Origin of the sequence: Bacillus sp. FSL W7-1085, assembly GCF_038595035.1 — a bacterium.
In the GTDB taxonomy this organism is placed as follows: domain Bacteria; phylum Bacillota; class Bacilli; order Bacillales; family Bacillaceae; genus Bacillus; species Bacillus altitudinis.
The window spans coordinates 3,780,433-3,799,383 of sequence record NZ_CP152000.1 but is presented as its reverse complement, the minus strand read 5'-3'; the positions used below and the strand labels follow the sequence as shown (position 1 = coordinate 3,799,383).

The following is an 18,951-nucleotide window of genomic DNA, read 5'->3' as shown; positions in this document are numbered from 1 at the left end:
GGTCACAAATAAAATGATCTAAAAGAAGGGTTTTTTCTATAAAAAAGAACGGGATTGATACATGACAACGCCTCTTTATTTTGTGCATTGCTCTCCATCGGCGTTTTTTTGTACAATAGATTTAATGAAGTGAGCAAGAGAGGTGAATGCTGATGGCAGACAAAGCATTTGGGTTACATGACGTTGTTGAAATGAAAAAACCCCATCCATGTGGTGCCAATCGGTGGAAAGTCATTCGTTTGGGCATGGATATTCGTATTAAGTGCGAAGGGTGTGGGCACAGCGTGATGATCCCAAGAAGAGATTTTGAACGAAAAATGAAGAAAATTCTCGTCAAGCATGAGGAGCCAACTGCTTAAGTAGGCCTCATGCTTTTTTGATGAAATTTGTCTTTTGCTCAGAGAAACAGATGCAATTTCTTATTTTAAAGCTCCGATTTAGTCTTTTTGGTAATGTTTCTTCTATTGAAAATGCATGATGGTTAGCTTGTCTTTTCATGTAAACCTACTTATAATTGCTCTAGGTTCATATTACGCAGTATAACGAGCACGTTTCATATAGAGGAGATGAAAGAATGGCTTTAACAGCTGGTATTGTTGGCTTACCTAACGTCGGGAAGTCAACGCTATTTAATGCAATTACACAGGCTGGAGCGGAGTCTGCTAACTATCCGTTCTGTACCATTGATCCAAACGTCGGAATTGTAGAAGTTCCAGACGAGCGTTTGCAAAAACTAACAGAATTAGTGCAGCCAAAAAAGACAGTTCCGACTGCTTTCGAATTCACTGATATTGCTGGTATTGTGAAAGGTGCATCTAAAGGAGAAGGTTTAGGAAATAAATTCCTTTCTCATATTCGTCAAGTAGATGCGATCTGTCACGTGGTGAGAGCTTTTGCTGATGATAACATTACACATGTGTCAGGTAAGGTTGACCCAGTGTCAGATATTGAAACGATTAATTTAGAATTGATTTTGGCTGATCTAGAAACGGTTGAAAAGCGTTTAACTCGTGTGAGTAAGCTTGCGAAACAAAAAGATAAGGAAGCGGTAGCTGAATTTGATATTTTGGAAAAGCTGAAGGACGCATTTGAAGCTGGAAAATCTGCAAGATCGGTTGAATTTACAGATGAGCAGCAGAAGCTTGTGAAGCAGCTTCATTTACTCACGTCAAAACCTATTCTGTATGTAGCAAATGTGAGTGAGGACGAAGTAGCAGATCAGGACGGAAACGAATATGTACAGCAAATTCGTGAGTTTGCATCTGGCGAAAACGCTGAAGTCATCGTCGTTTGTGCGAAGATTGAGTCTGAAATTGCAGAGCTTGAAGGAGAAGAGAAGCAAATGTTCCTTGAAGAGCTAGGCATCAAAGAATCAGGTTTAGATCAGTTGATCAAAGCGTCTTATTCACTTCTTGGCTTAGCTACGTATTTCACAGCAGGTGAGCAAGAAGTACGTGCTTGGACATTTAAAAAAGGAATGAAGGCGCCGGAATGTGCTGGAATCATTCATACGGACTTCGAGCGTGGATTTATTCGTGCTGAAACGGTTGCTTATGAAGATTTACTAGCTGGCGGAAGTATGTCTGCTGCAAAAGAAGCAGGAAAAGTTCGTTTAGAAGGTAAAGAATATATAGTGAAAGATGGAGACGTCATTCATTTCCGTTTTAACGTATAGGTTCTTGTCATAGGCCAAGTAATTTGTTATAATATACAATTGTGAGTAATATAATTTATTGCTCCTTGCCCGTATAGGGCCGCTTAGACCAAAAGGAGGTGCAATCAGATGAGAAAGTACGAAGTTATGTACATCATCCGCCCAACAGTTGACGATGAGGCTAAAAAAGCAGTTATCGACCGTTTTAATAACGTGTTAACTTCTAACGGTGCGGAGATCACTGGAACAAAGGATTGGGGTAAACGTCGTCTTGCATACGAAATCAACGATTTCCGTGAAGGCTTCTACCAAATCGTAAACGTTCAATCTGACGCTGCAGCAGTTCAAGAATTTGACCGCTTAGCTAAGATCAGTGACGATATCATTCGCCACATTGTTGTTAAAGAAGAAGAATAAATCATTGAAATATATATTTAAAGGTGGTCTTTCAATATGCTAAACCGTGTTGTATTGGTCGGAAGACTAACAAAAGACCCTGAGCTTCGCTACACGCCTAATGGTGCGGCTGTAGCCACGTTTACTCTAGCTGTGAATCGTACGTTTACGAATCAATCTGGAGAGCGTGAAGCCGATTTCATTAACTGTGTTACTTGGAGAAGACAAGCCGAGAACGTGGCTAATTTCTTGAAAAAAGGAAGTCTTGCCGGTGTAGACGGTCGCTTGCAGACAAGAAACTATGAAAACCAGCAAGGACAGCGTGTCTTCGTGACAGAAGTTCAAGCTGAAAGTGTTCAATTTCTTGAGCCTAAAAGCGGCGGTGCTGGTTCAGGTGGATACAGCGGCGGTGGCAATAGCGGAGGCCAGTATTATGGCGGCAGCCAAAATGATCAGAATCCATTTGGAAATGAACCAAGTCAAAATCCATATGGCAATCAAAACAACCAAAATCGTAATCAGGGAAATAGCTTCAATGATGACCCATTTGCGAATGATGGTAAACCGATTGACATCTCCGATGATGATTTGCCATTCTAATTGATCTGAAAAAAATGACCAAAGGAAAGGTGTGAAAACAAATGGCAGGTGGACGCAGAGGCGGTCGTGCGAAACGTCGTAAAGTATGTTTCTTTACTTCTAACGGAATCACGCACATCGATTACAAAGATGTTGATCTTCTTAGAAAGTTTGTTTCTGAGCGTGGTAAAATTTTACCTCGTCGTGTAACAGGAACTAGCGCTAAGTATCAACGTAAATTGACATTAGCGATTAAAAAATCACGTCAAATGGCATTACTTCCATACGTTACTGGTGAGTAAGTCGTTGACTTAAAAGCGAAGGGCCTTGAGCTCTTCGCTTTTTTTATTTGTCTCACTTTTATGAGAAAGTCGTTTCTGGCAGTCTAACTAGGGGAAGTATGTAAAAAGAGAGTTAACGTGACAGTTTGTTCTATACAAATACTAGGTTAATCTGTCATATTGGTATTTTAAAATATACTTGCAGTCAGGGCGTGGGAAGATGATTGAATTTAAGAATGTATCGATGCAATTTTCTGATGACCGCTATGCCGTTCAATCTGTTGATTTGGAGATTCAGAAAGGTGAATTTTTTGTATTGATTGGACCTAGTGGAAGCGGGAAAACGACGACTTTGAAAATGATCAATCGTCTCATCTCTTCTACAGAAGGTGAGATTTACATAAAGGGTCGAACCATCAGCGATTATGATATTTATGAGCTGCGCTGGGATATTGGTTATGTGCTTCAGCAAATAGCGTTGTTCCCTCATATGACCATAGAAGAGAATATTGCTGTAGTGCCAGAGCTGAAACAATGGAAGCGGACTGAGACGAATCAGCGTGTTGATGAGTTGATGTTCATGGTGGGGCTTGAGCCTTCTACCTATCGACATCGAAAGCCAGCAGAGCTTTCAGGTGGACAGCAGCAGCGAGTCGGCGTAGCACGGGCACTTGCTGCTGATCCTGAGATTGTCCTAATGGATGAACCTTTTAGTGCGTTAGATCCACTGACGAGAGAGAAATTACAAGATGATCTGCTTGAGTTACAGCGCCGTATTCAAAAGACCATCGTTTTTGTGACACATGATATGCAGGAAGCCATGAAGCTTGGGGATCGGATATGTGTGATGAATGAAGGAAAAGTAGTGCAGGTTGGACGCCCAGAGGAATTGATTCAGCATCCAGTGAATCCATTTGTGCGGGAGTTTGTTTCAGGAGCTGCCCGTCATATAGACCATCAAGCATTTGAGCTGACAACTATTTCTCAGCCCATGCCTCAAGATGATCTGTTAGGCGATGAAGCGGTCTCCATCCATGCGACGCTGGAAGAGGTTCTATCTCGACTGGCAGAGCATGAAGAGCTTGTTGTTGAGAAGGATGGGGAACGGATCGGACTCATCACTCGTCAAGCAGTGATTCAGTATTTAGCCGGTACTTCTGCTGAGAGGGGCGAGACACATGAATGAATGGACCAGTGTGCTATGGGCTCGAAAAGATCAGCTCGGACACGCCTTACTTGAGCATATTCAAATTTCCTTCATTGCGTTATTTCTAGCGATTTTGATTGCCATTCCATTAGGGATTTATTTAACGAGAGTCCCTAAGATAGCAGAGTGGATCATTGGGGTGACGGCTGTCTTGCAGACAATTCCGTCTTTGGCGCTGCTTGGACTGCTGATTCCTCTCGTTGGGATTGGTCAAGTGCCCGCAATTATCGCTCTTGTCGTCTATGCTCTTCTTCCTATTTTAAGGAACACATATACAGGCATTCGTGAGGTCGATCCGTCGCTGCGAGAAGCGGCGCTCGCTATGGGAATGAATCACCGCAAACGCTTATTAAAAGTAGAACTCCCTCTTGCTATGCCTGTGATCATGGCAGGTATCCGAACGGGGATGGTCCTCATTGTAGGGACAGCCACTCTTGCAGCTCTTATTGGGGCAGGTGGATTAGGGAGTCTGATTCTGCTTGGAATTGATCGAAATGATATGTCGTTGATCATCATTGGTGCTATTCCAGCTGCATTACTTGCGCTCTTATTTGATGTGGTCTTGCGGACACTTGAGAAAATCTCCTTTAAAAAAACCGTGATCTCTGTGACGGTCTTTGCTGTAATAGCAGGAGCAGTTGTCGCTGCCCCATCGCTGTTTCAACAAGAAAAGAAAGAGATCACCATTGGAGGGAAGCTGGGGTCAGAGCCTGAAATTTTGATCTCCATGTATAAGCTTTTAATTGAGCAGGATACAGATATCCAAGTCAATCTTAAGCCTGGTCTTGGTAAGACGTCCTTTGTTTTTCAAGCACTGCGGTCTGGTGATATTGACATCTATCCTGAATTTACAGGGACAGCGATTTCTGAATTTCTGAAAGAAACAGCGAAAAGCACGGATAAGGAAAAAGTGTATGAGCAAGCGCGTCAAGGTTTGGCGTCATCCTTTCAGCTTCAGCTTCTCCAGCCAATGGCTTATAACAATACATATGCTTTAGCCGTGCCTCAATCACTAGCGGATCAATATGATTTATCAAAAATTTCAGATCTTGGTCAAATCAAGAATCGTATACGTGCTGGCTTTACTTTAGAGTTTTCTGATCGTCAGGATGGATATTTAGGCATTCAAAAAGCTTATCAGTTTTCTTTTGGCGACGTGGTCACGATGGAACCGAAACTTCGATATCGAGCCCTTCAAAAAGGGAATATTCAGTTGGTCGATGCGTATTCAACAGACAGTGAATTGAGACAATACAAGTTGAAGGTGCTTGATGATGACAAGCATGTTTTCCCGCCCTATCAAGGAGCGCCCTTGCTAAGACAGGAGACATTAAAAGAGTATCCTGAGATTGAGGCCTCTCTCAACAAGCTCGCTGGTCAAATCACAGATGATGAGATGAGAGAAATGAATTACGAAGTCAATGTGAAGGGGAAAGATGCATTTCAAGTAGCCGAAGTCTATTTAAAAAAGAAAAAATTGCTTCAATAATCAAGGGGAAGCAGGTCTGCTATATATAAAGCGGCCTGCTTTTGAAAACAAAAAAACAAAAATCATTGACATCTATTTCAAAAAAGAATATCCTTAATTCGAGATAAATATATTTTTTGGTCATATATCTCGAATTCGAGATAATATAAAAGCGTCAGTCAAGACATAATGAGTAGAGACATGTTACGTCATGAAGAGGAGGTCATTAGAAGTGAAGAAAACAGAAGGAATTCACCATATCACAGCAATTGTTGGTCATCCTCAGGAGAACGTTGATTTTTATGCAGGTGTTTTAGGTCTGCGTCTCGTGAAAAAGACCGTCAATTTTGATGATCCAGGCACATACCATTTATATTTTGGAAATGAAGGAGGTTCTCCAGGTACCATTATTACGTTTTTCCCTTGGCCAGGTGCACAAAAGGGACAAATTGGAGCAGGTCAAGTAGGTGTGACAACATATGTCGTACCGACCGGTGCCTTCTCTTTTTGGAAGGAACGCCTTGAGCAGTTTGACGTTTCTTATGAAATGATTGAACGCTTTGGTGAGGCCTTTCTCTCATTTGAAGATCCGCACGGTTTATTGATAGAACTTGTCGAGCGTGAAGAAGGAAAACAGAATGACTGGACATTTAATGGGGTGACACCAGAAGTAGCGATTAAAGGGTTTGGCGGAGCTGTTTTATTAACTTCACAGCCTGAGCAAACGATGCAGCTACTAGAGCAAACGATGGGACTTGAAAAAGTCGGCACAGAAGGAGATTATGTGAGATTCCGTTCGTTTGGAGAAATCGGCAATGTCATTGATGTGAACAAGACACCTGTTGCACGAGGACGTATGGGCGTTGGTGTTGTACATCATATTGCGTGGAGAGCAACAGATGATCAGGATCAATTAGATTGGCAAAGCCATATTGCGCAAAGCGGATATCAAGTGACGCCTGTGCAAGATCGAAATTATTTCAATGCGATTTATTTTAGAGAGCTTGGCGGCATATTATTTGAGATTGCGACCGATCCTCCAGGGTTTGCACACGATGAATCTGTGGAAACGATGGGTGAAGCGTTGAAACTGCCACCGCAATATGAGGCGCAGCGTAGTCAAATTGAACAAATCGTGCTGCCGATTGAGGTAAGAGAAATCAAAGGGAAAGGAGATTCATGATGAAGCATCTTTTTCAAAAAGGAAAGAATGAACAAAAACCTGTCCTTCTCATGCTGCATGGAACTGGCGGGACAGAGCAAGACTTATTGCCGCTTGCAGAAGTGGTAGACCCTGAAGCATCTGTTCTTAGTGTGAGAGGAAATGTATCAGAAAACGGCATGCCGCGTTTTTTCAGGCGTTTGGCAGAGGGTGTTTTTGATGAGCAAGATTTAATTGAGCGTACAGAGGAATTATATACATTTATCGGGGAAGCAGCAGATAAGTATGGATTTGATCGTCACAATGTGGTAGCCATCGGCTATTCAAACGGGGCGAACATTGCTGGAAGTCTGTTATTCCATTACGGAGATGCGCTGAAAGGAGCGATCCTGCATCATCCAATGGTCCCAAGACGAGGGGTTTCATTACCTTCATTAGCGGGGAAACAAGTCTTTATAGCAGCTGGTGAAAATGACCCAATGTGTCGTCCTGAGGAATCTCAGGAACTGGAGCAACTGCTTCAGGAGGCGGGGGCATCCGTAACGCTTCATTGGGAAAATCGTGGACATCAGCTAACGAGAGAAGAAGTCGATGCTGCGGCATTGTGGTATCGTCGTCAATTTAAATAAGGTGGGGAATACAGGTGGGATTTTTACAGAAGCTATTTGGACAAACCAAACAAAAGGAGATGGAACAAGTGGAAAACGTAAAACTAGCGATTATTTATTATAGTTCAACAGGTACAAACTATCAGATGGCAAAATGGGCTGAGGCTGGAGCGAAAGAAGCTGGTGCTGAAGTCAAAATTTTAAAGGTTCCTGAATTGGCACCAGAAGCCGTTGTTGCATCAAATCCAGCATGGAAAGCACATTTAGATGAAACAAAAGATGTCCCTGAAGTTCAGTTAAGTGACTTAGAGTGGGCAGATGCCATTATTTTCAGCATGCCTACACGTTTCGGTAACTTACCGGCTCAAATGAAGCAATTCTTAGACACAACAGGTGGTTTATGGTTCCAAGGGAAACTAGCAAACAAAGCAGTGAGTGCGATGACATCTGCACAAAACCCAAATGGCGGACAGGAGCAGACAGTTCTGAGCCTTTATACAACGATGTTCCACTGGGGAGCCATTATTGCCGCTCCTGGATACACGGATGATTCCTTATACGGCGCAGGGGGTAACCCTTACGGTGTGAGTGTGACTGTTGACCAAAATGGAAAGATCCAAGAGGATGCAGAAGCAGCCGCAAAACATCAGGCGAAACGTACAGTGAATGTAGCGGAATGGATCAAAAAAGGTCAAAACGCTTAATAGATGTATACAAAAAGAATGCAGCCACTCCGCTGCATTCTTTTTTCATTAATAAGGATCTGAAGGTGTGCTGTTGTTGATCGCATCGTTGACAGCCTGTGCCGCGCCTGTTGATCCAATGGGACCGCTTGGCTCCTCTTGTTTGAAGGCTTTTAAGCCATCGGCCACACGTTTTCCGTAGTCAGGATCAGCTTTTGTGAAGTTTTCGATCATTTGGTCTTGGATGTCTTTTTGACAGGTAGCTAAGGTGTTGACTAAGTTTTTAATCAGTTCCTCACGTTCCCAATCATTGAAGCGACGATAGGTTTCTCCGGCTTGTCCGAAATTGTTCGGGCGGTCAATGGCTTCTCGTTTGACTTCACCCTCTACAAAAGGCGTATGATCCTTTCCATCTTGCTGTGCTTCTTTTAATCCTCCGAGAATGGACGGTTCATAATTCACATGGGGGTTTTGTCCTTTTCCTTGATCCACATGATATTCCATTTGCCCATCTCGCTGATTGGTGGCAACATGCTTTTTCGGTGCATTGATCGGCAGCTGTAAATAATTTGGCCCGACTCGATATCGCTGCGTATCAGAGTAAGAGAAGGTACGTCCTTGCAGCAATTTATCATCTGAGAAATCTAATCCGTCTACAAGAACCCCCGTCCCAAAGGCAACCTGTTCCACTTCTGCAAAATAATTTTCTGGATTTTTGTTTAGCACCATTCGTCCGATCGGTTTCCATGGATAGTCATCCTTGTACCAGAGCTTTGTCGGATCGAGTGGATCAAAGTCTAGATGGGGGTGGGTGTCATCTTCCATGATTTGCGCGTATACTTCCCATTCAGGATGATCCCCTTGTTCAATGGCTTCATATAAATCCTGTGTGGCATGATTAAAGTTTTCCCCTTGAATGGCTTGGGCTTGTTCTTGTGTCAGGTTGCGAATTCCTTGCTTTGGTTCAAAGTGATATTTGACCAACACTGCTTTTCCTTCATGATTCACCCATTTATAGGCATGGACGCCAGAGCCTTGCATGTGCCGGTATGTGGCAGGAATACCCCATGGCGAGAAGAGAAATGTCACCATATGTGTTGCTTCAGGTGATTGTGAAACGAAATCAAAAATGCGCTCACCATCCTGACGATTGGTGACAGGGTCAGGCTTAAAGGCATGAACCAAATCAGGGAATTTCAAAGCATCTCGAATAAAGAAAATTTTGAGGTTGTTCCCAACGAGATCCCAGTTGCCGTCTTCTGTATAAAATTTGATCGCAAATCCCCGCGGATCGCGTAAAGTTTCTGGTGAATGTCCGCCGTGAATAACAGAAGAGAATCGAACGAAGACAGGGGTCTTTTTTCCTTTCTCTTGAAATAATTTGGCTCTTGTATAAGTGGAAATGGGTTCGTCACCGAATGTACCGTAGGCTTCAAAGTATCCGTGTGCGCCAGCACCTCGTGCGTGAACGACACGTTCAGGGACGCGTTCACGATCAAAATGACTGATTTTCTCTAGGAAATCGTAGTTTTCAAGCGTAGTCGGTCCTCTATTCCCAACGGTTCTCATGTTTTGATTATCTGTTACCGGGTGACCTTGGCGATTCGTCAAGGTTTCTTCTGACTCTGAAGATGATGTAGGCTGTTGATCTTCTTTCAAGGTAGAATCCCTCCTTCAATATCTCCTTAACAATATGGTCATGTTGCTCCCTATTTCATACAAGGATTGATATAATGAGTGAAAACTTTTATGAGGAGCGGACCTAATGATTCGATTACACTGCCTTCACGCACATCCATCTAATATTTCTTACATTGACGACGCTTTCTATGACACAGGATTTGATCTGCATCACATCGTCGATTCATCATTTATGGAACGAGCCAAACAAGATCCCGCATTTGATCTTGAGCAGCAGCAAACCTATGCTATCAACAGACTCATGCAAGAAGAAGAGGCTGATCTTGTTTTATTAACGTGTACACAATACATTGCGGCTTTGGGGGAGCAGCAGCACCTGTTCAAACAACCAATTGTTCCGATAGATGAGCCGTTATTTGAGCAGATTTGTGAGCGAGAGGGTCCGCTTCAGCTAGTGTTTTCAAACCCAGATACAGTAGAAGGAACGATGAAGCGACTGTCTTCATATGTAAAAGAGCGGGGAAAGCAGTTGAAGGCAGAAGTGGTTGTGCTAGAGGATGTCTTTCATCTTTGCTTGAACGGTGATATACAAGCCTACCATGAGCGAATTATGGAACAGTTAAGGCAATCTGTGAAGCAGCAGCATGGAGATATTTGTGTAATGCAGCTCTCGATGGTTCACGCTGCAAAGCAGGTGGAGCAGGAAACAGGAGTGTCCATCATTCATCCGCTTTCACCACTTAAACCATTTGTTTATCAAAAAATAACGGCTTTAAAAGAGTGAACCCGTCAGGTTCGCTCTTTTTGTATAGAAACGTAAATGGGATGACATGTTAAAAAAATAATGGAGCGCAAACTATTTTTAACAGGTGCGCGTCTATCCAATGTAAGAAATAACAGATGCGCATTTAAGATAAAGGAGCTCTTTGTAAAATGAAGAAACGAAAGATTGATGATCAATTTGCGGATTACGTAATGGAGCATAAACACAGTTTTTATCGATTGTCCTATAGCTATGTCAAAAACTCAGAAGATGCGATGGATGTCGTTCAAGAGGCGATTCATAAAGCACTCAAATCTGTTCACCGATTAGAGGATGCGACCAAGATGCATAGCTGGTTTTATAAAATCGTCGTAAACGCTGCCCTCGACTTTTTACGAAAGAAGAAGCGTGTGCAAGTGACAGACGATGATACGCTGGAATTTTTATCACAGGGTGAATCGGATGTCTATGAGGATCAAGATGTCAGACGGGCAATAGAAGATTTGCCGGAGATGTATCGGGTTATCATTATATTAAGATTCTTTGAGGATTTAAAGCTAGAGGACATTGCTCATATTCTTGGAGAAAATGAAAACACCATTAAAACAAGATTATATAAGGCGTTGCGGCTTTTAAAAGTAGAATTATCGCAGGAGGAAATATAAATGGATAAGCATTTGGAACAGTTAAAAGAGGAATATCTAGAAATCCCTATTCCCCCGGAATACGATGCTATGGTTGAACGGACATTAAAACGAAAAAACAAGCAACCTCATTTTCAGAAATGGACGATCGGACTTGTTGCTGCAGCTGTTTTATTTGTCACCACTGTAAATGTCAGTCCGCAGGCAGCAAGAGCGATTTCAGAAGTACCCGTCATTGGAGAGCTTGTGAAAGTCGTGACGTTCACAGAATTTAAAAAGAGCGATCAGGGAACAAATATTGATCTCAAAACACCACACGTTTCAGGGCTTGGGGACGGAAAATTACAAGACAGCCTGAATCAAAAATATTTAGCTGAAAATAAAAAGCTGTATCAAGATTTTGAAAAGGAAACAAAGGGTTATAAAAATGGTCATTTGAGTGTAGAGAGCGGATATGAAGTAAGAACAAATAATGATCAAATTCTTTCACTAGGTCGATACAAGGTGACGACTCAGGCTTCTGCGGCAGAGGAAATGACATATGATACGGTGGATAAGAAAAACCATGTACTCATTACATTACCAAGTCTATTTAAAGATGACCGTTATATTGATGTGATTAGTGAAAATATTAAAGAACAAATGAAGAAACAGATGAAAGAGGATTCAAATAAGATTTACTGGATGACGAAGCAAGATACGGTTGATCCGTTTAAGAAGATTCAGCCAGATCAAAGTTTCTATATCAATTCAAAAGGCAAACTGGTGATTTCCTTCAACGAATATGATGTGGCGCCTGGTTACATGGGTGTAGTTGAATTCACGATTCCAACAAGCGTGCTAAAGGATATTCTCGTCAGCGATATGTACATTCATTAAAAGAAGAAAAAAGACTGCTGAAGATGTCAGCAGTCTTTTTATGTTTATGAAGAAAGTGCGTCTGTTAGTGCAGGCACGACTTGTTTCTTTCTTGATACAACACCTTTTAGTAAAGCAGTGTTGTTTTCAAGTGTGACATTAAATGCTTTTTCTACTTTTGCTGATTCAGCACCAAGGGCAAGCGCAAGAGAGTCATTTTCTAGAATGTCTGTGATCACTAAAACAAATAGATCAAGACCTTTCGCTGCGATGACTTCATTGATTTTTGCTTCGATGTCAGCTTGTCTGGCTGTTACTTCAGCGATATCAACTGTATTAACTTGTGCAATTTCGACTTTGCTGTTACCTAGTGCAAATTCTTTTGCATCCAGTGTGATTAATTCTTGAACTGTTTTTTGGCTTAGGTCAGCTCCTGCTTTCAGCATATCTAAACCATATACTTCAGGGTCTACTCCTGCGATTTTTGCCAGCTCATGCGCAGCATCAACATCCTGCTGTGTGCATGTTGGGGATTTGAATAGCAAGGAATCAGAAATGATCGCAGACAAAAGCAAACCAGCGATTTCTTTTTCAATTGTGACTTGGTGCTCTTTGTACATTTTGTTTAAGATCGTTGCTGTGCAGCCAACTGGCTCAGCACGATAGTAAAGAGGTTCACTTGTTTCAAAGTTGGCAATACGGTGATGGTCAATGACCTCTGTCACTTGTACTTGATCAATATCGCTTACACTTTGTTGGAATTCGTTATGATCGACAAGAATGACTTGTTTTGTTTCGTTTGCAGCCGTTTCAATGAAACGAGGTGCTTCTTGTTTAAAGAAATCTAATGCGTATTGTGTTTCTCCATTGATTTCTCCAAGTCTGACAGCTTCTGCTTGAACGCCAATTTTGTTTTTCAGATCAGCGTAAGCGATAGCAGAGCAAATCGTGTCTGTGTCAGGGTTTTTGTGTCCGAATACGAGTGTTTTTCCCATGTGAATTCTCCTTCTTACTTTTATTGATGATGTTTCTATTCTAACAGCTTTTGACCTTGAATTCAGGGTTTATAGCTAAGAATAATCTAAAAAATTGTAACATGCTGTCTGAAAAGTTGCATGTACAAGACGATCTAAGTTGTTCCACGTGAAACGTTCTTGGAATAGCCTGCATTTTACTTGCGATTTACGGCTATGGTAAAATAAAGGTTGGGTCAAGATATGACGGAGCGTACATCGTACGTATACATAGAAGTACACATTGAGCAAGATATAGAAAAATGATTGGATTGAGGTGAAGGTGTGAAACAAACAAAAGCGTTAGTAGAAGGCGCTATCATGATCAGTATTTTTGCGGTCATGACGCTGTTTTATTTGTATGTGCCACTTTTAGCCATTATTTTCTTCATGGCTGCTCCGATTCCGATCATTCTCTATACAATCAGGCATGGCTTGAAAAAAGGAATTGCGGCTGGCGCTATTGGCATAGTGATCAGCTTTTTAATTGGGTCTATTAATGGGCTGTTAAGTGCGCCAATGCTGATTGCTGTTGGAGTAGGTATGGGTGTTTTCTACAGAAGGAGGCAGCCAGGTCAGGCTATTATTACGGGTGCGCTGATCTACTTATTCAGTTTTCTCATTTACTTTGTTGTCAGTGTCCAGCTGTTTCAAGTAGATATACTGGGTGTCGCAAAGGAATCAATTGACCAAATCATGCCGATGGTAGAGAGTACCTTAAAACAATCTGGCGCTTCTGATCAGGACATAGCAAAACAACTCAAGCAGTTTAGAGAGATGCAGGATACGGCATTAAATTCTTTACCTGTAGCGCTTTTGATTTTTGTCACGCTGATGTCTTTCGTCAATCATTGGTTTGTGCGGCCGTTGATCAAACGGTTTGTTCCAGACATGCCAGCTCTTAAGAAATTTAAGGATATGCGGCTGCCAAAAAGCATGGTATGGTATTATTTACTCACACTGCTTTTGATGCTGATTCAGCCGGAGAAAGGCAGCTTTTTATCGCTCGTGCAAACGAGTGCTTTTCAAATTTTATTTATACTGGTGCTTATTCAGGGCTTTTCTTTTATCTTCTATTATTGCCACGAAAAAAACATCTCAAAAGTGGTACCCATTTTTGCCGTCGTATTGACGATTCTCTTTCCGCCAATCGGTGTGATTGTGCGTATTATAGGGATTGCTGACATAGGCTTTGATTTAAGAGAAAAAGTAAAAACAAATAATTCACTCTGAATGTTGAGGAGTTGATATCAGTGCCAAGCTTCTATCGAAAACCTGTCATCAAGTATCCGATCTTCGCATTAATTGTCCTTGCGGTGATCACAGTCCTCCTCAACCTTTATTTTAATTGGATCATAGGAGCGGTTGGTCTTTTAGTCCTTGCGGGTGTGCTCTACTTTTTAAAGTGGGCAGATACGCAGGTGCAAAAAGAGATTGATTCATATATTTCAACATTATCCTATCGAGTCAAAAAGGTTGGAGAAGAAGCATTAATGGAGATGCCAATTGGTATTATGCTGTTTAATGACCAGTATTATATCGAATGGACCAATCCATTTCTCGCTTCGTGCTTCCATGAAAGCACACTTGTCGGCAGATCCTTGTATGATACATTTGAATCCATTGTGCCTCTTATTAAACAAGAGGTTGAGACAGAAAATGTGACGCTGAATGACCGGAAATTCAAAGTCATTATTAAACGGTCAGAGCGCCTTTTATATTTCTTTGATGTCACGGAACAAGTGCAGATTGAAAGACAGTATGAAAATGAACGAACGGTGTTATCTTATATCTTTTTAGACAATTATGATGATGTCACGCAGGGTCTTGATGATCAGGTGCGTAGCGCGATAAATAGTGAAGTCACATCGCTGTTAAACAATTGGGCACAAGAATATGGCATTTTCCTAAAAAGAATTTCATCTGAACGATTTATGGCGGTATTAAACGAGAGCATCTTAGCGGAGCTTGAAGCGTCGAAGTTTTCCATTTTAGACGAGGTTCGTGAGAAAACAGGGGCACATAGCGCCACACTTACCCTTAGTATTGGAATCGGTGCGTCTGTTCCTTCTTTAAAAGAACTTGGCGCACTTGCGCAGTCAAGTCTTGACCTTGCCCTCGGAAGAGGCGGGGATCAGGTAGCGATTAAACAGCCGAATGGGAAAGTGAAATTCTACGGTGGAAAAACCAATCCAATGGAAAAACGGACACGAGTACGCGCACGGGTCATTTCACATGCTTTAAAAGAAATTGTATCTGAAAGCGGTAATGTCATGATCATGGGGCATAAGTTCCCCGACATGGACTCTATCGGTGCCTCGATCGGGATTTTAAAGGTTGCTCAAGCGAATGGAAAAGAAGGTTACATCGTCATTGATGCCAACCAGATTGGGGATAGCGTTCAACGCTTAATTAGTGAAATTAAGAATTATGAAGAACTTTGGTCCCGTTTTATCACGCCTGAGGAAGCGATGGAGCTTGCAAAGGATGACACATTGCTTGTGGTCGTAGATACACATAAACCGTCCCTTGTGATGGAAGAACGACTGCTAAATAAGATCGAAAACGTCGTTGTCATTGACCACCATAGACGTGGTGAGGAATTTATCCGTGATCCTTTACTTGTCTATATGGAGCCGTATGCTTCATCTACAGCAGAACTTGTGACAGAGCTGTTAGAGTATCAGCCGAAGAAATTGCGGATTAACATGATTGAGGCCACAGCACTTCTTGCTGGGATTATCGTGGATACGAAGAGTTTCTCCCTCAGAACGGGGTCAAGAACGTTCGATGCAGCATCCTACCTTCGTGCAAAAGGGGCAGATCCTGTCCTTGTGCAAAAGTTTTTGAAAGAGACAGTCGATCATTACATCAAACGGGCAAAGCTCATTCAGCATACAGAGCTGTATCAAAATCAGGTAGCGATTGCTTCCTTGCCGTCTGACAGATCTGAGTATTATGATCAAATTACGATCGCACAGACGGCTGATTCTCTCTTGTCGATGAGTGAGGTTGAAGCATCATTTGCTGTCGCAAGGCGAGATGACGATACGGTCTGTATTAGTGCAAGATCGTTAGGGGATATCAACGTTCAAATTATTATGGAAGCATTAGATGGCGGTGGTCATTTGACTAACGCTGCGACCCAGATTTATGGTATAACCATTGAAGAAGCGGTAGAGAAGTTAAAAGCTGCCATAGACGAATATTTCGAAGGAGGGGTTCAAAGATGAAAGTCATCTTTCTAAAAGACGTAAAAGGCAAAGGGAAAAAAGGCGAAGTCAAAAATGTAGCTGACGGATACGCTCACAACTTTCTCATCAAACAAGGGTTAGCTGTTGAAGCAACTCCAACGAACCTAAGTGCATTGGAAGGGCAGAAAAACAAAGAGAAAAAGAATGCCATCCAAGAGCTTGAGCAAGCGAAACAATTAAAAGAAACACTTGAGGCGCTGACAGTGGAACTCACTGCTAAATCAGGTGAAGGCGGTCGTCTATTTGGATCGATTACAAGCAAACAGATCGCTGATAAATTGCAAAAAGATCATCAAATCAAACTCGATAAGCGTAAAATCGAGTTGAATGATGCCATCCGTGCGCTAGGATACACAAATGTACCGGTGAAGCTTCACCCAGAAGTACAAGCAACATTAAAAGTGCACGTCACAGAACAAGCATAAACAGAAAAGAACCCGTCTCCTCGTGAGACGGGTTCTTTTTTTATGATGGATCTGAAATATAGATGCTTCGTCCAGCACGCATACCGGATAAAAACATGAAAAATAGAACGATGATAAAGATGATAATAGATGGCGTCCATGTATGTGTCACATCAAAAAGGATACCGATCATGAATGGACCAACAGCGGCTAATAAATAACCGAGTGACTGCGCCATTCCAGAAAGGGCAGCTGCTTGTTCCATATTGGTTGTTCTTAATCCAATAAATGTGAGGGCAAGACTGATACTGGCCCCTTGTCCGACGCCGATTAATAGCACAGAGATGACAAGAATAGGCGTCGACCCTCCGAGAAGGAGACCAATCATGCCGAGTAAATACACAAGGACAAGGCCGACAACAAGCGGTCTTTGTGTTTTTAATTTTTCTGCAAAAACGGGCGTTAAGAAGGTGGATGGCAGACCAGTGAACTGCATAATGGACAGCATCCATCCCGCTGTCGCTAGGTTCATGCCATGTGATGTCAAAATATCAGGAAACCATGCGATACTGCTGTAGAAAAGGAATGATTGCAAGCCCATAAAAAAGGTCACCTGCCATGCGACACGTGAACGCCATATTGGCTGTTCTTTGAGTGAAATGCTTTTGACAGCCGCTGTGTTCTGATGAAGAAGCTGCGGCGCCCACACCATCATCGCAAGAAGGGCAAGTCCGGCCCAGACAAGGAATGATGTATTCCAGCCGCCAGGCATTGCATGACTGAGCGGAACGCTGACACCAGATGCAAGTGCAGCAAAAACGGACATCGATGTCGTATACACGCTTGTCATTAATCCAGCATGTGCAGGGAATTTATGCTTCACAAGTCCAGGTAAAAGCACATTACAAATCGCAATCCCGACGCCAACTAGCGCTGTTCCCATCATTAAAAAGGTGATGCTGCCCAATGAACGAATGACAATCCCAAAGAGCAGGACAGCAAGCCCAAGCCAAAGTGTTCGTTCATTCCCAAGACGTTTTCCGATTTTAGGTGCAATGGGAGATAGCAATGCGAATGAGAGCAGTGGTAATGTCGTGAGGAAACCAGCCAGTCCATTTGAAAGCTGTAAATCAGAACGAATGGCACCGATCACAGGACCAACAGACGTAATGGCTGGCCTCAGGTTAAAGGCAATGAGTAAAATCCCAGCAATCAGCAAAATGGTTTGCCCTGTACTGCGAGGATGAAATGTTGATTTTTCTAGTTGTTGTTCCATGAATGTAAACTCCTTTATTTCTTTAAGAACGATCTTTCTTCTGTTCAAGCTCCGCTAATTTAGCTAATAAGATGTGCTGCGGCATATGCATGATTTGCTCTAACGGTACATTAAGTGATGCAGCAAGCTTTTGTGCGGTATCGGCTGAGATTTGTAAAGGTCTCATGCGCAAATCCCTCCTCTTTCAATCTATACGTTCCAATATACCATATCGACTTTGTGACTTGCTGATAAAAAATTAAGGTTTTCTTTTATAAAACCACTTGATAGCCGATAAGAAATTTTTTTGAAATTGTTTCAGATGGTGGCCCTCTCCTTGTTCAATATGAAAGTGAAGCTTTCGTTCCTGCATCCCTTTCTGTAATAAAAGATCATGGAGTTGTTTGTTGAATAAAGGCATGTGCTGTTGGACAGATGTTTTGCCTTTCCCTTCTTCACTGCCTACAGACAAATAGACAAGGTGGTCCACAGACTGAATGCTTTGTTGTTTAGCAAATGGTAGAAAATCTTGATACCAAAATGATCCAGAGATAGATGCGATTTTTTTAAAAAGAGCAGGGTACATCAATAAAGTATAAATTGCAAATAGCCCACCTAATGAAGCACCTATGTGACTATGTTCATGACCGGTCTGTTTGACTGAGTATTCTCTTTTGATATATGGAAGCAAGTCATTTGCTAAAAATGACACATATGACTGTGCCTCACCTTTAAAGTCAGGGAATCCAGAACGCAGTGATGATGCTTTCCATGGTGTATATTCGTCAAGTCGATTGAATGGGTGTATACCGACGATGATGATTGGCGAGATGGTTTTGGCTTCAATCATGCTTTCGATCTCTAGCAGGTGGGTTCTAAACAAAGAAGAGCCATCTTGTACAAAGACAGCTGGAACATCAATAGAGGTGTCCGGTGGAAGGTAAATATCAAGCTGCCGCCCGTTCAATTCGTCATATAGAAACGTTCCGTTCATGTGTATTCTCTCCTTCAAGTTTTCAAGCTCTGCTGAAAAGAAGAACAAAGGGCTAAAATGTTTAGCCCTTTGTCAAGATGCGCATCT

At 42.2% G+C, this 18,951-nt stretch carries 21 protein-coding genes; 16 read left to right on the top strand and 5 right to left on the bottom strand.

The features are described 5' to 3' along the window. Positions 1-152: 152 nt before the first annotated feature. The 10 genes from MKY11_RS19670 to wrbA all read left to right on the top strand — a co-directional run bounded on the left by MKY11_RS19670 (position 153) and on the right by wrbA (position 8,059). Positions 153-359, top strand: coding sequence for a DUF951 domain-containing protein (locus tag MKY11_RS19670; protein WP_008347561.1), 207 nt, complete (start codon positions 153-155; stop codon positions 357-359). A gap of 215 nt (positions 360-574) precedes the next feature. Continuing rightward, positions 575-1,675: a redox-regulated ATPase YchF gene (gene ychF, locus MKY11_RS19665; protein WP_007497458.1), complete on the top strand. Its 1,101-nt coding sequence runs from the start codon at positions 575-577 to the stop codon at positions 1,673-1,675. A 108-nt stretch (positions 1,676-1,783) separates the two neighbouring features. Next, positions 1,784-2,071 carry a 30S ribosomal protein S6 gene (gene rpsF / locus MKY11_RS19660; RefSeq protein WP_008347557.1) on the top strand — a complete coding sequence of 96 codons (288 nt, stop codon included), beginning with the start codon at positions 1,784-1,786 and terminating at the stop codon, positions 2,069-2,071. A 36-nt stretch (positions 2,072-2,107) separates the two neighbouring features. Further along, the gene (ssbA, locus tag MKY11_RS19655) at positions 2,108-2,650 is read left to right on the top strand and encodes a single-stranded DNA-binding protein SsbA (RefSeq protein WP_007497456.1); all 543 of its coding nucleotides are present in this window, start codon (positions 2,108-2,110) and stop codon (positions 2,648-2,650) included. Between the two features lie 41 nt (positions 2,651-2,691). Further along, on the top strand, positions 2,692-2,931 hold the full coding sequence (rpsR, locus tag MKY11_RS19650; protein ID WP_008347556.1) for a 30S ribosomal protein S18: 240 nt from the start codon (positions 2,692-2,694) through the stop codon (positions 2,929-2,931). A gap of 199 nt (positions 2,932-3,130) precedes the next feature. Further along, entirely contained in the window at positions 3,131-4,096 is a 966-nt protein-coding gene (locus tag MKY11_RS19645; RefSeq protein ID WP_342501727.1) for an ABC transporter ATP-binding protein, read from the top strand. Continuing rightward, a complete protein-coding gene (locus tag MKY11_RS19640) occupies positions 4,089-5,606 on the top strand; it encodes an ABC transporter permease/substrate-binding protein (protein ID WP_144668235.1) in 1,518 nt (505 codons plus the stop codon). Before MKY11_RS19645 ends, MKY11_RS19640 begins: the two co-directional genes overlap by 8 nt. Before the next feature lie 190 nt (positions 5,607-5,796). Next, entirely contained in the window at positions 5,797-6,768 is a 972-nt protein-coding gene (locus MKY11_RS19635) for a ring-cleaving dioxygenase (RefSeq protein ID WP_172793269.1), read from the top strand. Beyond that, the gene (locus MKY11_RS19630; RefSeq protein WP_024718443.1) at positions 6,765-7,376 is read left to right on the top strand and encodes an alpha/beta hydrolase; all 612 of its coding nucleotides are present in this window, start codon (positions 6,765-6,767) and stop codon (positions 7,374-7,376) included. Before MKY11_RS19635 ends, MKY11_RS19630 begins: the two co-directional genes overlap by 4 nt. A 59-nt stretch (positions 7,377-7,435) precedes the next feature. After that, positions 7,436-8,059, top strand: coding sequence for an NAD(P)H:quinone oxidoreductase (wrbA, locus tag MKY11_RS19625; protein ID WP_045034926.1), 624 nt, complete (start codon positions 7,436-7,438; stop codon positions 8,057-8,059). Positions 8,060-8,107: 48 nt separating this feature from the next. On the opposite strand, the gene katX is transcribed toward wrbA, so the two are convergent. Then, entirely contained in the window at positions 8,108-9,697 is a 1,590-nt protein-coding gene (gene katX, locus MKY11_RS19620) for a catalase KatX (RefSeq protein WP_342501726.1), read from the bottom strand. 106 nt (positions 9,698-9,803) lie between these two features. Between katX and MKY11_RS19615 the strand changes: the two genes are divergently transcribed. The 3 genes from MKY11_RS19615 (at position 9,804) to MKY11_RS19605 (ending at position 11,965) form a co-directional block, all read left to right on the top strand. Continuing rightward, positions 9,804-10,463, top strand: a complete 660-nt coding sequence (locus tag MKY11_RS19615; protein ID WP_268382564.1) for a hypothetical protein — start codon at positions 9,804-9,806, stop codon at positions 10,461-10,463. A 149-nt stretch (positions 10,464-10,612) separates the two neighbouring features. After that, positions 10,613-11,107, top strand: a complete 495-nt coding sequence (locus MKY11_RS19610) for an RNA polymerase sigma factor (protein ID WP_342501725.1) — start codon at positions 10,613-10,615, stop codon at positions 11,105-11,107. Then, a complete protein-coding gene (locus MKY11_RS19605; RefSeq protein ID WP_342501724.1) occupies positions 11,108-11,965 on the top strand; it encodes a DUF3298 domain-containing protein in 858 nt (285 codons plus the stop codon). Between the two features lie 44 nt (positions 11,966-12,009). Here MKY11_RS19605 and MKY11_RS19600 read toward each other — a convergent pair whose 3' ends face one another. Beyond that, positions 12,010-12,939 (bottom strand): manganese-dependent inorganic pyrophosphatase, encoded by a 930-nt coding sequence (locus MKY11_RS19600; protein ID WP_342501723.1) that lies wholly within the window; start codon positions 12,937-12,939, stop codon positions 12,010-12,012. A 303-nt stretch (positions 12,940-13,242) separates the two neighbouring features. Here MKY11_RS19600 and MKY11_RS19595 point away from each other — a divergent pair, with 303 nt between their 5' ends. The 3 genes from MKY11_RS19595 to rplI are packed head-to-tail and all read left to right on the top strand — an operon-like array spanning position 13,243 to position 16,636. Next, a complete protein-coding gene (locus tag MKY11_RS19595; protein ID WP_342501722.1) occupies positions 13,243-14,190 on the top strand; it encodes a YybS family protein in 948 nt (315 codons plus the stop codon). A 20-nt stretch (positions 14,191-14,210) separates the two neighbouring features. Beyond that, positions 14,211-16,190 carry a DHH family phosphoesterase gene (locus MKY11_RS19590; RefSeq protein ID WP_017359884.1) on the top strand — a complete coding sequence of 660 codons (1,980 nt, stop codon included), beginning with the start codon at positions 14,211-14,213 and terminating at the stop codon, positions 16,188-16,190. Then, the gene (gene rplI / locus MKY11_RS19585) at positions 16,187-16,636 is read left to right on the top strand and encodes a 50S ribosomal protein L9 (RefSeq protein ID WP_008359128.1); all 450 of its coding nucleotides are present in this window, start codon (positions 16,187-16,189) and stop codon (positions 16,634-16,636) included. Before MKY11_RS19590 ends, rplI begins: the two co-directional genes overlap by 4 nt. 40 nt (positions 16,637-16,676) lie before the next feature. Here rplI and MKY11_RS19580 read toward each other — a convergent pair whose 3' ends face one another. From MKY11_RS19580 to MKY11_RS19570, 3 genes are all read right to left on the bottom strand, one after another. After that, positions 16,677-17,891, bottom strand: coding sequence for an MFS transporter (locus tag MKY11_RS19580; RefSeq protein WP_045034911.1), 1,215 nt, complete (start codon positions 17,889-17,891; stop codon positions 16,677-16,679). 22 nt (positions 17,892-17,913) lie between these two features. Beyond that, positions 17,914-18,057 (bottom strand): YycC family protein, encoded by a 144-nt coding sequence (locus MKY11_RS19575; RefSeq protein WP_008347524.1) that lies wholly within the window; start codon positions 18,055-18,057, stop codon positions 17,914-17,916. A gap of 72 nt (positions 18,058-18,129) precedes the next feature. Continuing rightward, positions 18,130-18,864, bottom strand: a complete 735-nt coding sequence (locus MKY11_RS19570; protein ID WP_268430243.1) for an alpha/beta hydrolase-fold protein — start codon at positions 18,862-18,864, stop codon at positions 18,130-18,132. Positions 18,865-18,951 lie beyond the last annotated feature (87 nt).